Annotated in this window: 10 protein-coding genes; 8 read left to right on the top strand and 2 right to left on the bottom strand. The window is 46.2% G+C overall.

Annotated elements, in window-relative coordinates; genetic code table 11:
* The first annotated feature begins 18 nt into the window (after positions 1-18).
* The 5 genes from BM210_RS05670 (at position 19) to BM210_RS05650 (ending at position 5,291) form a co-directional block, all read left to right on the top strand.
* Positions 19-1,311: an ABC transporter substrate-binding protein gene (locus tag BM210_RS05670; protein ID WP_091165450.1), complete on the top strand. Its 1,293-nt coding sequence runs from the start codon at positions 19-21 to the stop codon at positions 1,309-1,311.
* Positions 1,311-2,186, top strand: a complete 876-nt coding sequence (locus BM210_RS05665; protein ID WP_177237642.1) for a carbohydrate ABC transporter permease — start codon at positions 1,311-1,313, stop codon at positions 2,184-2,186. Before BM210_RS05670 ends, BM210_RS05665 begins: the two co-directional genes overlap by 1 nt.
* Before the next feature lie 21 nt (positions 2,187-2,207).
* Positions 2,208-3,023, top strand: coding sequence for a carbohydrate ABC transporter permease (locus BM210_RS05660; protein WP_091165447.1), 816 nt, complete (start codon positions 2,208-2,210; stop codon positions 3,021-3,023).
* Positions 3,024-3,316: 293 nt separating this feature from the next.
* Positions 3,317-4,150, top strand: coding sequence for an amidohydrolase family protein (locus tag BM210_RS05655; protein ID WP_091165446.1), 834 nt, complete (start codon positions 3,317-3,319; stop codon positions 4,148-4,150).
* A gap of 43 nt (positions 4,151-4,193) precedes the next feature.
* Positions 4,194-5,291: an NAD(P)-dependent alcohol dehydrogenase gene (locus BM210_RS05650; protein WP_091165444.1), complete on the top strand. Its 1,098-nt coding sequence runs from the start codon at positions 4,194-4,196 to the stop codon at positions 5,289-5,291.
* Positions 5,292-5,538: 247 nt separating this feature from the next.
* Here the strand turns inward: BM210_RS05650 and BM210_RS05645 are convergent, their stop codons facing one another.
* On the bottom strand, positions 5,539-7,059 hold the full coding sequence (locus BM210_RS05645; RefSeq protein ID WP_091165441.1) for an arabinosylfuranosidase ArfA: 1,521 nt from the start codon (positions 7,057-7,059) through the stop codon (positions 5,539-5,541).
* Positions 7,060-7,240: 181 nt separating this feature from the next.
* Here BM210_RS05645 and BM210_RS05640 point away from each other — a divergent pair, with 181 nt between their 5' ends.
* From BM210_RS05640 to clpB, 3 genes are all read left to right on the top strand, one after another.
* Entirely contained in the window at positions 7,241-8,152 is a 912-nt protein-coding gene (locus tag BM210_RS05640; protein WP_091165439.1) for an ArsR/SmtB family transcription factor, read from the top strand.
* Between the two features lie 481 nt (positions 8,153-8,633).
* On the top strand, positions 8,634-9,596 hold the full coding sequence (locus BM210_RS05635) for a DnaJ C-terminal domain-containing protein (protein WP_091165436.1): 963 nt from the start codon (positions 8,634-8,636) through the stop codon (positions 9,594-9,596).
* 79 nt (positions 9,597-9,675) lie between these two features.
* Positions 9,676-12,351, top strand: a complete 2,676-nt coding sequence (clpB, locus tag BM210_RS05630; protein WP_091165435.1) for an ATP-dependent chaperone ClpB — start codon at positions 9,676-9,678, stop codon at positions 12,349-12,351.
* Between the two features lie 248 nt (positions 12,352-12,599).
* Here clpB and BM210_RS05625 read toward each other — a convergent pair whose 3' ends face one another.
* A complete protein-coding gene (locus BM210_RS05625; RefSeq protein ID WP_091165432.1) occupies positions 12,600-14,915 on the bottom strand; it encodes an AraC family transcriptional regulator in 2,316 nt (771 codons plus the stop codon).
* Between the last annotated feature and the right edge of the window lie 13 nt (positions 14,916-14,928).

The raw sequence follows: 14,928 nt of genomic DNA, 5'->3' as shown, positions 1-14,928 counted from the left end.
TTATTGGGGGTATATGAAATGAAAAATAGTACATTCAACCTGAAGCTATCGGTTGTCGCTTTTGCCGCTGTGTCGCTTTTATCAGCCTGCGGTGCAGCTCCGGCAGCTCAGCAGGGCACAACGCCTCCCGCTGCAGGAACGGCACCTGCTGCTGCCAAGCCCGTAACGATCAGCTTTTTGCACTGGCGCGGTGAGGATGTCAAATCCTTCAATAGCATCATTGAGCAGTTTCAGAAGGCGAATCCGAATATTAAGGTTGAGATGCAGACGATGCCCTCTGATCAATATCAATCTACTGCTCAAGCCAAGCTGGCTGATGGCTCTGTTGGAGATGTGTTCGCTTCTTTCCCGGGCGCCCAGTATGAAGCATTGGCCAAGGCGGGTTTTTATACCGATCTGACAAATGCCAAGTTTCTCGGCAACTTCAATGACCAACTCATTCAAGTCGGTAAAAAGGACGGCAAACAGCTGGCTGTTCCGTATCAGCTTGTCTACAATGACCCGATCTATAATGTGAAGCTGTTCGAGAAATACAATCTAACCCCGCCCAAGGATTGGGACGGCTTTCTCGCTCTATGCGAGAAGCTGAAAGGCAACGGAATTATTCCTATTGCATTTGCGGGTGCAGATATCGGTCCTGGACAATTTATGAATACGATGGTCATGAACAATTTGCCAAGCGCTGATAGCTTCACGAAGCTGGGAATTGGAGAAGCAAAGCTAACCGATGAGTGGTGGGTAAAAACACTTAGCCAATTTAAGGAGCTTAACGATAAGGGCTATTTTCAGCCAAATTCGCTTGGAACGAAGGATGCGGCAGCCGGCGCTTTGTTCACACAGGAGAAAGCAGCTATTCTTGCCAGCGGTTCCTATCAACTAGCGCAAAATAAAAAGGCAAATCCAGAGCTGGTGCAAAAGCTGCTCGCACCGATTACGGTTGCCGCTGATAAAGCTACCTATGAAGGTATCCATACCGCTACTTTTATGCTGGCTGTTAACAGTAAATCGAAGCATCCAGAGGAAGCCAAAACATTCATCGAGTTCCTTAGTAAAAAAGAGATTGCCGCGCAATACGCCAATGAAACCGGCCAAAATGTAACGGTCAAGGATGTTCAATATACAAGCCCCGAGCTGCAGGTAGCAGTTGAATGGGCGAACAAAAAGACGCTCTTCCAGCCGCGCTTTTTCATTACCGATGCGGAGAATCAGAAGGCGGTTACGAATTCGATTCAGGCCGTGTTGAGCGGCAAGTCGCCTCAGGATGCTACCAAGGAAGCACAGGCGATTGTTGATCAACAAATCAAGAAGTGATGAAGGGCAATCGGAAAATACTTTGGTTGTTTTTGCTGCCGGGCACTTTGCTATACCTGACGCTGTTCGTTTTTCCGACGTCTTCCGGCTTGTTTTATTCCTTCACCAATTGGGACGGCATCTCGCCGTCCTATAAGTTCATCGGACTCGATAACTATAACAAAACGATTCATAGTATCGTATTTCAAAAAGCATTTTTGAATAATATCCAATTTATGCTTGTCGTTGTGATCTGCCAAACGATGATCTCGTTATTTCTGGCTCTGTTGCTGGTCAAAAACACTAAAATTCATGTCTTTCTGCGAGCCCTTTACTTTTTCCCGACGATTCTTTCGTCGGTGTCGGTGGGTTTAATCTGGTCGTTTATGTATGATCCGACGATTGGACTGCTCAATTCCATACTGCAGGCGGCAGGTTTGGAAATGTTGACACAGAACTGGATCGGCGGGACAACGATTGCCCTCTATTCGATAGCGGCTGTACAGGTGTGGGCGCATGCCGGCCAGATGATGATCGTATTTGTAGCCGGACTGCATTCGATTCCTGCAGAGCTGTATGAAGCGGCCAAAATGGATGGAGGGAGCAGGTGGCAAGTATTTCGCAGCATCACCTGGCCTCTGCTGGCGCCTTCGGCAACGATTGTACTTGCTTATACAACGATTCAATCGTTTAAAGCGTTCGATTTGATTTTTACGATGACCAATGGTGGTCCCAATAATGCAACGGAAATATTGACGACCTATATTTATCATGTGGCCTTTGCCAATTATTCCTTTGGTCTGGCATCCGCAGGCTCAATGATTTTCCTAATCCTGTTATCCTTGCTGACGGCTCTGCAGTTCAAAGCGTTACGCGCAGACCGTGTTACTTATTAAAAGTTAAGAGGTTGAGCTACCATGCAAATGAAATGGCTCCAACGGGCTGTTATTTTCATTTACGCTATTGTGATTATGGTTCCGGTCTATTTGGTTACAATATCTGCTTTCAAATCGACGCCGGCATTTTTCGCTCATCCGCTGAGCTGGCCGCGTCCATTTATCTGGGATAATTTTATCGGTATGTTCAAAGAGCAGCCCATGTGGAGATATTTTCTTAACAGTATCGAGGTTACTCTGGGTACTGTCGTGCTTGAGCTGCTGCTCGGTAGCATGATCGCGTATGCAATCGTTCGGATGGGAGGAAGGCTGTCCAAATGGCTGTTTAGTCTTTTTGTGCTCGGACTGATTGTTCCTTCGCAGGTTAGCATGCTGCCGATCTATGCGCTTGCCCGCATTTTAGGCTGGTCAGATAGCTTGTATGGGTTGATTATTATTTCGATTTCAATGCTGCTACCGGTATCGGTGTTCATGCTGACAGGCTTTATGCGTCTGCTAAGCAAAGAAATTCTCGAAGCGGGAACGATAGACGGGGCGGGAGAGTGGACATTGTACACACGTATAGCCATACCGCTTTCAGCACCATCCTTGGCAGCCACGGCAACTTTCTTATTTGTGATGGTATGGAATGATCTGCTTATTCCGATGCTGCTGCTGAACAGTAAAGACAAGCTGACGCTTCCGCTGGCGATGCTTCAGTTCAGAGGCGAATATGTTACGGATTATCCGATGCTGTTGACGGGTGTTGTGGTAACATCAATTCCTATGGTACTGCTGTTTCTGTTTTTACAACGTTTTTTTGTTGCCGGTGTGATGGCAGGTTCGTTAAAAGGATAGCTACACAATTATAAGCAATCAAGCCTCGTTGATCGCGCTGAAGCGGAAACGAGGTTTTTTGGTGATAGCTGCTGGTTATGAATCACGAATGAAGACTTTGATTATCTTTGTGACAAATTTATTTCAATTTATGTTGTAGGTTTCTGACCATCAAGATGAGTGTACGTGTATGTATTCCCGAAAATAATAAGTAGTGCTATGATAAGAATTGAAAGCAGCAGTTCAAGTTAGACGATGTGTACGTTTCTGGTTTTCTGCATAACAAATTGATGCTTACGGAGGACAATAAAGAAATGCGCATTGACGCACATCAGCATTATTGGATCATCTCGCGTACAGACTACGGTTGGTTGAAGCCTTCCCTGGGAAGAATCTATGCAGACTATATGCCTGAACATTTAAAGCCTTGGCTGGAGCGATACGATTTTCAAAAAACGATTGTAGTTCAGGCCGCCCCGACCTCTGAAGAAACGGAGTTCCTCCTAAGCATAGCGGAGAGGGAAGCAACAATTGCCGGTGTAGTCGGCTGGCTGGATTTGGAATCCAATACATTTGAGCAGCAATGGGACCGCTTTCGCAGTAATCCCAAGTTTGTCGGGCTTAGGCCGATGATTCAAGATCTATCGTCGGACTGGATATTGGGGAAAACGGTAATCCGTCATCTCAAATTATTGGCTGATGCCCAATTCCCTGTTGATTTACAGGCTAATCCTCGACATTTGCCGTATATTGCGAAGCTGCTGGAGCAGGTGCCGGATTTACGTGCAGTTGTCGATCATCTCGCAAAGCCTCCGATATTGGAGGGTATTATAGAGCCTTGGACATCACAGATGAGGCAAATTGCCTCATTCCCGAATGTAATGTGTAAGCTGTCGGGTATGGTTCCCGAACAGCTGGATGCACCATGGACACAAGCGGCTATCCAACCCTATGTAGATGTCGTGCTGAATGCTTTTGGTAAACAACGTGTGATGTTCGGCAGTGATTGGCCGGTTTGTCTGTTCTCGGCGACGTACCCACAAGTAATGGACTTGATTGAGACCAGTCTGGGTACAAGCTGGACAGAGGAGGAATTGGCTGCTGTTTATGGAGATAATGCAAGCCGATTTTACCGATTAAATGAATGATGCATGAGACCAATAAGTAAATCATCTTACAGGAGGCATAATAATGACTACATTTCAAGAAACAGATCGCACCCGGAGCTTACCCGATATTCCACAAACGATGAAAGCGGCGCTGATGACGGAGCCGTATCAAATCTCGATAGTCGAGCTGCCGGTACCGGCAATCAAGCCTGATGAGGTGCTCGTAAAGGTAATGGCAGTTGGTATTTGTGGATCGGATCTTCATTACTATGAGCACGGCCGGATCGGCTCTTATATTGTGGAGAAACCGATCATTCTCGGGCATGAATGCGCAGGTATTGTCGCAGCGTGCGGCGAGCAGGTAACACGCTTCAAACCAGGAGATCGGGTGGCAATCGAGCCAGGCATAACCTGCGGCCGATGCGAGGCCTGCAAGTCAGGGAAATATAATCTGTGTCCGGATGTACAGTTTTTGGCTACCCCGCCAGTGGACGGAGCTTTCTGCCAATATATCGCTCATCGTGAGGACTTTTTGTTCCCGATTCCCGATTCATTATCCTTTGAAGAAGCTGCTTTGAACGAGCCGTTTTCCGTTGGCATTCACGCGCTAAATCGCGCTGGCTTTAAACCCGGCTGGGATGTGGCTATTATCGGCATGGGCCCTGTAGGCTTAACCGCTGTGGCTGCTGCCAAAGCTTTTGGCGCCAATCGGATTTTTGTTAGCGATCTGGAAATAAACCGTCTGGAAGCTGCTAAAAGACTTGGAGCTACCGATCTGATCTATCCTGATGTAACCGATGCTTCAGCTGAGATCAAACGTCTGAGCGGCGGCGGTGTCCATCTTGCTATTGAAACTGCAGGGCATCCACGTGCACTCAAAACAGCAATGCAATCGATTCGACGCGGAGGTAAGCTGTCTATAGTGGGACTGCCACCCGTTGATGAGGTGGGCGTTAATGTTCCTTTCATATGCGATAATGAAATCGATATTTATGGAATTTTCCGTTATGTTAATACGTACCCGCAGGGAATCACATTTTTGTCTTCAGGTAAAACGGATATGCTGAGCTTAATTACAGACCGGTATCCGCTTGAGCAAACGCTAGAAGCCATGGAGCGCGCCAGAACGAATAAAGCGGGCAGCCTCAAAGTGATGGTGTATCCGAATTCGCTTACGTAAAGAAATTTGGAACAAGAAGGTTACTGTGATGTATCCTTAATCCTAAGAAGTGAACGGGCTGACTTTCCGGTAGCTATAGCTATCGGAGAGTCAGCCCGTTTCGTTAAATAATTAGTGGAGAAATAGGGGCTGGCACAATTTCCATGGTCATAAAGCCATGATAGTTTGTGACAGCCCCTGTTATTTGTATAACCGAATATGGACTTACCGGTTGAGCAGCTCGGCTGTTTATTGCCGCTGCAGAGGATTACTGCTTAGCTTGTACGCCGATGCGGATTACATTCCAGGAAGCTTTGCCCAGGCGTGCTGTAAGTCCAGAGCCTTTAACCTCAGCATTGCCTTTGTTGTGAGGTGTAACGGCATTCGAATCGTCAGCTGTGTTACGTGCAGTCAGATTATCATGCTCCAGTACAATATGCTCCAGCAAACGGCTGTTGGCGCCGAAGCTGCGAAGATCAACCTCAAGGGGCAGTGCATTCTCCAAATCACGATTGACTGCGAATACGGTAACTTCCTGCGCTTCCTCGTTATATACAGCAACGGCTTCAAGGAAAGGTACATCGGTGATTTCGGTCGTATCGTATTTTGGTGATTGAATGAGCGGAACCAATGCTTTGCCTCTGCCGTATACGGATGTGTGCAGGTAAGGGAAGAAGATCGTTTGCATCCAGGCTTTGCCGCCTGTTTCGGTCATGATAGGAGCGATAACATTAACAAGCTGCGCCAGACAAGCCATTTTCACACGGTCAGAGTGCTTGAGCAAGCTGATCAGCATGCAGCCTACAACCAGAGCATCTTCCATCGTATAAATATCCTCAAGCTGTGGAGGCGCGATTTGCCAAGGGTCACGTTTTCTGTCAGCATCATTGGAGTGATACCAGACATTCCATTCATCAAACGATAAATACATCGTTTTTTTGCTGCGTTTTTTGGCTTTGACGTAGTCACTGGTAGCAATTAATGTTTTAATAAAGTCATCCATTTCCAATGAGCGTGCAAGGAACGTGGGCGTATCGTTCTTTTTATTACCATAGTAAGTATGCATCGATAAGTATTCGACATGATCGTAGGTATGGTCAAGCACAGTGGCTTCCCATTCCGGAAAGGTAGGCATAGTCCGGCTTGAGCTGCCGCAAGCTACTAATTCAATAGTAGGATCGACCCATTTCATGACTTTAGCAGACTCGGCTGCGATACGGCCGTATTCCTGAGCTGTTTTTTGACCGATTTGCCAAGGTCCGTCCATTTCGTTGCCCAAACACCAGGTTTTGATCTGATGCGGCTGTTCATAGCCATGGCTTCTTCGCAAATCACTCCAGTAGGTGCCTGAAGCATGGTTGGAGTACTCCACAATATTACGCGCTTCATCAACGCCATGTGTTCCCAGATTGATTGCCCACATGACCTCTGTGTTGGCAATACGCGCCCAATCTACAAAATCGTTCAAGCCGAACTGATTCGTTTCTATCGTTTTCCAGGCCAGTTCCAGTCTGCGCTTGCGTGATTCCTTGGGTCCGATCCCGTCCTTCCAGTCATAGCCAGAAACAAAATTGCCGCCTGGATAACGAACAATGGGTACCTGAAGCTGTTGAATCAAAGAAAGTACGTCTTTACGAAAGCCTTTTTCATCGGCTTCCGGGTGTCCTGGCTCATAAATGCCCCCATAAACGGCCCGTCCCAGATGTTCAATGAAGGAGCCGTAGAGTCGATTATCAATTTCCCCAATAATAAAATCCTTGTCAATAATCATGGTAGCTTTTTGCTGCATGTGTAACTACACTCCCTTTTTTGAATTAATATAAATATTAATTTAATAAAAATTTAAACTTACTGATATCAATTTAACATGCCTTTAAAGAGATTATCAACGTTTATTTTTAATAAATGCTTGATTTTATTGAAATAATATATATATTAATTATAGTGATGGTTTATTGAGGAGGACACCCATGTTGAAGATAAATACAGATACCAAATGGCTTCCGCTCTATGAAGCGTTGGCGAGTGGAGTACGATTGCGTATTCTGGAGCTGCTTGGGGAACAACCAATGAACGTGAAGGAGCTTGCCGCTTGCTTAAATCTAAGCAGTGCAATCGTCACGATGCATGTTAAAAAGCTCGAAAAAGGTGAGCTGATTATCACACGGATGGTTCGTAAGCAGGGAGGTACGCATAAAATATGCTCTCTGGCTGTTCGAGCAATTGAGATCATACTTCCAGGAGAGGCCTCAGCAGAAAAAAATTATCATGAAGCCAAAATACCGATAGGCCATTATACAGCCTTTGATGTGTATCCCACATGTGGATTGGCTACACAAAAGCAAAATATCGGGCAATATGATGATCCGCGTTATTTTCTGGACCCGGAGAGGATGCATGCACGGATTTTGTGGTTTAGTAAAGGGTTTGTGGAGTATACCGTTCCTAATTACTCACTGCAAACCCAACTGTTGGAGGAGATAGAGATTTCAATGGAGATTTCCTCAGAGGCACCCGGTATCAATGAGCATTGGCCTTCCGATATCCGTTTTTACTTAAATGGAATCTGCTTGGGAGAATGGACGAGTCCTGGAGACTATGGACATACCCGTGGTCGTTTTACACCCTCATGGTGGCAGACTAATGTTAATCAGTATGGATTACTCAAGGTAATCCGAATTGACCACAAAGGGACTTATATCGATGGAAGACAAATATCTAAGGTGACAGTCGATTCATTAAGCCTGCACAAAAAGTTTTGGACTCTGCGATTTGCCGTAGAGGAAGATTCTAATCATGTAGGAGGCTTGACCCTGTTCGGTGAAGGATTTGGAAATTTCAATCAGGATATTGAGCTTCGTGCTTATTATAGTGAAAGCTAGAAGTCTGGTGAATAAGTCTCCGCTGCGCGGCCAAATATCCTTACGATCGCTGTTGTTTCCCTATTTTAAAAGGCGAACGCTAACGCTTCTCCAGGATCATTTGGCGTCTCCGCTCTTTCTTCACCAGACTTCTAGTCATGTGGTGAAGAAGAGTGACTGGCGATCTTCAAGGTCAAAGAAGGTCAAAGACGCTGAAAGTCCATGATTTGGCATAATTTTTGCCGGAAAACCAATGTATTTTGAGCTATAGAGCGGATAATCGCTTTTGATTGTTTGACGAAGGAAGCTTATAATAATGATATACCAGATAATTAGATGAACGATGAGTGAAAATTTGAATTTATGGGTAAATAAATGCAGGGAAATTTGTAAATATAGCGATTGTGGGCACATTAATGGTTACTGTAACCGTTCAATCGTGCCCTTTATCATAATTATAGTTTGACCTTTGTTGACCAATTTAATATGGGGAGTGAAGGCGATGAGCCCAACCAAGGATTTTTATAAAATACTCGGTGTTGATCGTAAAGCGACAAAAGAACAAATCAAAAAAGCCCATAAAAAAATGGCCAAAACCTACCATCCTGATGTAAATAAAAGCCCTGAAGCGGAAAAGAAGTTCAAAGAAATACAAGAAGCCTATGAGGTACTGAGCAATGAAGAGACAAGAGCCCAATATGACCAACATGGCGAGAGTTGGCGGGATAGGGGACGCGCCCAGCAAGCAGGCTATGAGGACTTCGGACAAGCGGGAGGCTTTAACTTCAACGGACAGAGCTGGGGAGGAACCTCTGGTAGTACGCGCTACCAGACTGGAGAGAGCGATTATGGTGATCTGTTCAACCAATTTTTCGGCGGAGCTGCAAGTCGTGGAGGTCCTGGAGGTAGCGGGTACTTTTCGACTGATGATAGGTTTGGTGCTGAGCAAATGGATGAAGAGGCTTCGCTGCTTCTGACACTAGAAGAAATAATGAAGGGTGGCAAGGTCAGGGTACATGTGCAAGGCAAGGAAATTGGTGTAACACTGCCTGCTTCAATAGTGGATGGACAACGAATTCGTCTTAAGGGCATGGGCGGAACCTATAGCAATGGAACCAAAGGTGATTTGTATGTCACGCTCCAATTAAAGCCAGATCCAATCTTCACTGTTGATGGCTTCAATCTTACTGCTCGCCTGGAGGTCGCTCCCTGGCATGTGGCGCTTGGTACAGAAGCTAAGGTCAAGCTTCCTGATGGCGGCATGCTTAACGTTAAGGTCCCGGCTGGCATCAGCACAGGGCAAAAGCTGAGAGTTACCGGAAAAGGATTGCGCAAGCCGGATGGTTTCGGCGATTTGTATGTCTCAGTTCAGGTAACCGTACCTAAGGCAAGCTCAGAAAAGGTACAGCAGCTGTATCGCGAGCTTGCGCAAGAGCAATCCTTCGAGCCTAAATTTATCGGCTAATGAACGTCTTGTTCAGCTATCGGATTTGAAAGGTCGAATAATTCGTGATCCATTTATTTTATGATTGGGGGAAACCAAGATGGATTTTAATCGTTTTACACAAAAAGCTCAGGAAGCAATTATCGCAGCACAACAGACGGCTATTTCACGTAAGCATCAGGAAATTGGCTTGACGCATCTACTGTGGGCGCTGCTCGATCAGCAGGAGGGACTCGCGCCGCGGCTGCTGCAAAAGCTGAATGTACCCATTGAAGCCTTCCGCTCCCGTTTGGAGGAGCAGCTCGGGCGTAAGCCAAAGGTTAGTGGAACCGGCACGGATACAATACGAAATTATTTATCTCCGGCTTTCGACCGGATTATACAGGACGCAGAAAAAGAAGCTAAGTCACTGAATGACGATTATTTGTCGATCGAGCATTTATTGCTAGCACTTCTTGAAGACAAGCAAGAAACAGGCGGTCTGTTTCGTTCCTTTGGTGTGACACGAGAGACACTGCTTAAGGCGCTGGCTGAGGTGCGTGGTCACCAGCGTGTAACGAGTCAGGAGCCGGAAGCGACCTATGAAGCATTGAGTAAATACGGTCGTGATCTCGTTGCCGAGGTGCGTACCGGTAAGGTTGACCCTGTAATCGGCAGAGATGGAGAAATACGTCGTGTCATTCGTATTCTCTCACGCAAGACCAAAAATAATCCGGTATTGATCGGTGAACCCGGTGTTGGTAAAACAGCGATCGTTGAAGGACTTGCCCAGCGTATTGTCAAACGTGACGTCCCGGATGGTCTGCTCGACAAAACGATTTTTTCACTGGATATGAGTGCGTTAGTAGCTGGGGCCAAATATCGTGGTGAATTCGAGGAACGGCTAAAGGCTGTACTCCATGAGGTAAGAGAAAGCCAAGGACGCATTTTACTCTTTATCGATGAACTGCATACCATCGTTGGAGCAGGAAAAACCGAAGGTGCTATGGATGCAGGCAATATGCTCAAGCCGATGCTGGCGCGTGGTGAGCTTCACTGCATCGGTGCAACTACACTTGATGAATATCGCCAATATATCGAGAAGGATCCGGCGCTTGAGCGACGTTTTCAACAGGTGCTAGTCAGTGAACCGGATGTAGAGGATACGATTTCGATATTGCGTGGCTTGAAGGACCGCTTCGAGCTGTATCACGGTGTTAAAATTCATGATAATGCGCTCGTAGCCGCAGGTGTTCTCTCGAATCGCTATATTTCTGACCGCTTTCTGCCGGATAAAGCAATTGATCTGATTGATGAAGCTTGCGCGATGATACGTACGGAGATCGATTCGATGCCGACGGAGCTCGATGAGGTGACGCGGCGGATGATGCAGCTCGAGATCGAGGAAGCCGCCCTGCGCAAGGAAACCGATGCTGCGAGTCAGGACAGATTAAAGGTGCTCCAGAAGGAGCTTGCGGATTTAAAAGATCGTCATAACACGCTAAAAGCTAAATGGGAAAATGAAAAAGAAACCATTCAAGGAATCCAACGACTTCGTAAGGAATTGGAGCAGCTGCGTATGCAGCTTCAGGACGCGGAAGACCGCTATGATCTTGAAAAATCCGCGGAGCTGAGCTACGGACGGATTCCTGAGCTGGAAAAACGTGTGAAGCAGGCTGAAGAGGAAGCCAAAGCAAACACGGATCATCGTTTGCTACGGGAGGAAGTGACGGAGGAGGAGATCGCCGGAATCGTAGCGCTTTGGACTGGCATACCGGTTAGCCGTCTCGTTGAAGGCGAGAGGGAGAAGCTGCTGCGTCTGGAGGAGCTTCTGCATAAACGGGTTGTCGGTCAGGATGAGGCTGTTAATCTGGTTTCCGATGCCGTGCTGCGCGCGCGGGCCGGATTGAAAGATCCGAATCGTCCCATCGGTTCGTTCCTGTTTCTTGGACCTACGGGCGTCGGTAAAACCGAGTTGGCGAAGGCATTGGCAGAGGCTTTGTTTGATAATGAAGATCGAATCATTCGGATTGATATGTCCGAGTACATGGAAAAGCATTCGGTATCACGATTGATTGGAGCTCCTCCCGGTTACATTGGCTACGAGGAAGGCGGACAGCTCACGGAAGCGGTACGCAGACAGCCTTATTCAGTGCTGCTGTTTGATGAGATCGAGAAGGCGCATCCTGAAGTATTCAACTCGCTGCTGCAGCTGCTCGATGATGGCCGATTGACGGATTCGCAGGGCAGGGTCGTCGATTTCAAAAATACGATTGTGATTATGACCTCCAATCTCGGATCTGCTTATTTACTTGATGGCGCGGATGATAACGGAAATATTGCGCCTCAAGCCGAGGAAGCTGTATTCCGTGAATTGAGGCAGCATTTTCGCCCCGAGTTTCTGAACCGGATTGATGATGTAGTGCTGTTCAAACCGCTATCGCTTCATGATGTGGAGCAAATCGTCAGCAAGCTTGTTCGTGGCTTGGAACAGCGTCTTAGTGAACGGCGAATTGAGCTGCGGTTGACGGACGAAGCCCGTTTTCATATTGCGGTAGAAGGTTATGATCCGATGTATGGCGCTCGGCCACTGAAACGACATATTCAGCGGTTTTTGGAAACCAAATTGGCTCGTGAGATTGTGGCTGGCAGTATTTTGGACGGCGCACGTATCGCTATAGGTGTTAGCGAGGGCCAGCTTACCATTGTTCATGAGGCACGGGCTGCAAATTCCGACGAAGACGAAGCAGCGGTGGACGCTGTAACGACTATGGATGAGCAGAAGGCTAACGTATAAAATGGCGTATTGACCTGACCCCACACCATATGCAGGTTTTTGAGCTTTAAACGATCATATACAAAAAGTCCCTGTCTGATGAAGGGACTTTTTTGTATGTCTACGTGCTTCTTCTATTATACTAAGCACATGAATTTTAGGGTAAATCTGTAAAGCTTGATCCGAATGGCTGACTCTTGTATGAGTTCAAAAGAGCAGAGGGAAGCTTCGAGATTTGATAGGATTGCAGCTCCAATACGAAATCTGTACTAGCTTTCATTATTTCCATACTTGCTGCGGTACTGTCCGGGTGTCATTTCTTCCTGCTTGCGGAAGGAACGAATGAAATTTTGCGGATTTTTGTACTGCAGCCTTTGTGCGATATCCTTAATCGGCATATCGGTTTCGGTCAACCATTTACGTGCCATTTGAAACCGATACATTAACAAATAGTCACTGAATGTCATGTCGGTTTCCTTTTTGAAAACGCTGCTTAAATAAAATGCATTATAATGCAGCCGCAGCGCGCATTCGTCAAGCGTCAGTTCGGTATCATATTCATTGTGAATCATGTTGATAATTTGCTCGGATAAATTATGATATTGAGAGTCGCCACGATCACCGAACACTTGAAGCATCGGCTGCAAAATACGGGTGCGGAACCATGATTCGATTTCTCCGCTAATATACAGCTGCAGAAGCTCCTCATGCATCGATCGTCCTTCATGATGAACCTGTACCAAAGCAATGCCGGCTTCCTGGGAGACGATCATCAAATCGTTTAACAGCCGGATCAGCGAAATTTGGTACAATTGTGGCGTCTGATCCTTGCCCAACACTTGAACCAGCCATTGCTTCAGCAGAGAATATGATTTTTCCTCGTCTGCTAGCTTGATGGATTCGATCAGCTCATTTTCCAGCTGCTTAGGATACGTATAAATTAAGGTATGCTTACCCGAATTGAGATTTTCATAGGGAACAACGATACCTTGTCCCAGCTTGAGACGCTGCATCAGCGCCTCCAAACCTTCACGGTAAGCACGGGCGCTCTTGCTTGCACTATCAAAAGGCAGACTTAAACCAATACTGATCGATAAACCGAGATAGGTGCGAATATTTTGTTGAATGGATTCGGTTAATTGGTACACATAGTCCTTAAAAGAAACCGTTTGCGAGCTATTGAAGCCGATCAGGGTTACCTGCGTTTGATCAAAAATAACGGGAGTCAACCTGTTTTCCGTCGGCACGATTTCCTCGACTATATTATTGACAGCAAACATCAAGAGATCCAGATCATTAGGCTGATAACGGGTTTCCTCCAAAGAATCGATCTGAAGCGTCAAAACAATCATTTGATCCCAGCTATCAATCAGCTCCGCATAACCATAAGCTCTGAGACGCTCATCAATTTCGGTTTTGACTACATTGTCCTGGTACATATTAATGAGAAAAAAACTGCGGACCTGCAGAGAATGCCGGTTGATTTCCACCTTCAAGTTCGAATTGGAGGCAAAAAGATGCTGGATATGCTCCTGAATGACCTGAAGTTCATTGCGTTTGACGACATCCCGCTCCGGCAGACCTTCTGAAATCGCTTTAAGGATACTGCGTATCGGATTATACATGTTCCGGCTGCCGTACCAGACGAAGATGACACAGACTGCAAGGATGAGCAGGCAAACATACAAAGTAAACCAGCCGATGGCTCGGGATTCCTTGGTAAACTGGCTCATTTCCGTGAAGGAGACATAGATCCAATTATTCAAATCCGATTTAACATAGGTAACCGAATAGGAACCGCTTTCTGTGTTGGTCTCAAATTGATCGCCGTTATTGGCGAAATGGTCAAGTTCATCTTCATTGATATATCCAGTTTCCAAAATAGATTTACCGACTAAGGTTTGGTCGGGATGAACCATAATGGTATGGTTTTGGTCCATGATCATAAAGTGCCGTGCAGTTGAGTCTGACTCCATCATGCTGGCAAGGCTGCAGACCGGAATTGGCGCAAAAAGAATGCCTCTTTTGTCGGACAGCAGCAGGGGCAGCTTTTTGATCAAAATCACGGTTTGGCTGCATTTATTGCTTTGCGTGTCGGGTGATCCGAGATTGCTGTTCTCATGTAAAATCCAGCTCGAATTGTTCGGCAGATCCATGAAGCTTAGCAGGTGTTTGGATTCTTTAAATCTGTTAAGCTCGTACAAGCCATTATTGTTGATTAACCAATTCTCGGCCGCATTGAGCAGGAGAACATCCGTTACCTTCATATCGAAGGATTGAATATGTCCAAATTCACGACGAAGGCTGTTATAAAGCTGAAAGTCGGTATAATCCATTTGACGGAATAATGAGTCCTGCATCAATGTCGAATCTGCCATATGATTAAGGGTGTAATCAAGTGTTTTCAAAACTTGTTCGATATTCCCTTTCATTTGCTTCATAATAAGCGTATTACTTTGATTTACCTGATGCTGAATTGTGCTTGAGGACTCCTTATAGGAAAGAAAACCGAGCAAGAGCACAGGTACAATGCAGAGGACACAGCCAAAAAGGATCAGCTTCGTCAGAAGGCTTTGCTTGTTCATTGATGTGCGACTC

Source organism: Paenibacillus sp. 1_12 (genome assembly GCF_900114475.1).
Lineage (GTDB): Bacteria > Bacillota > Bacilli > Paenibacillales > NBRC-103111 > Paenibacillus_S.
This window is presented reverse-complemented; position numbering and strand designations above follow the sequence as displayed.

Coding starts and splice junctions, on each gene's coding strand:
- BM210_RS05625 (WP_091165432.1), bottom strand. CDS start 14,915: ATGAACAAGCAAAGCCTTCTGACGAAGCTGATCCTTTTTGGCTGTGTC.
- BM210_RS05645 (WP_091165441.1), bottom strand. CDS start 7,059: ATGCAGCAAAAAGCTACCATGATTATTGACAAGGATTTTATTATTGGG.
- BM210_RS05665 (WP_177237642.1), top strand. CDS start 1,311: ATGAAGGGCAATCGGAAAATACTTTGGTTGTTTTTGCTGCCGGGCACT.
- BM210_RS05635 (WP_091165436.1), top strand. CDS start 8,634: ATGAGCCCAACCAAGGATTTTTATAAAATACTCGGTGTTGATCGTAAA.
- BM210_RS05660 (WP_091165447.1), top strand. CDS start 2,208: ATGCAAATGAAATGGCTCCAACGGGCTGTTATTTTCATTTACGCTATT.
- BM210_RS05640 (WP_091165439.1), top strand. CDS start 7,241: ATGTTGAAGATAAATACAGATACCAAATGGCTTCCGCTCTATGAAGCG.
- clpB (WP_091165435.1), top strand. CDS start 9,676: ATGGATTTTAATCGTTTTACACAAAAAGCTCAGGAAGCAATTATCGCA.
- BM210_RS05650 (WP_091165444.1), top strand. CDS start 4,194: ATGACTACATTTCAAGAAACAGATCGCACCCGGAGCTTACCCGATATT.
- BM210_RS05655 (WP_091165446.1), top strand. CDS start 3,317: ATGCGCATTGACGCACATCAGCATTATTGGATCATCTCGCGTACAGAC.
- BM210_RS05670 (WP_091165450.1), top strand. CDS start 19: ATGAAAAATAGTACATTCAACCTGAAGCTATCGGTTGTCGCTTTTGCC.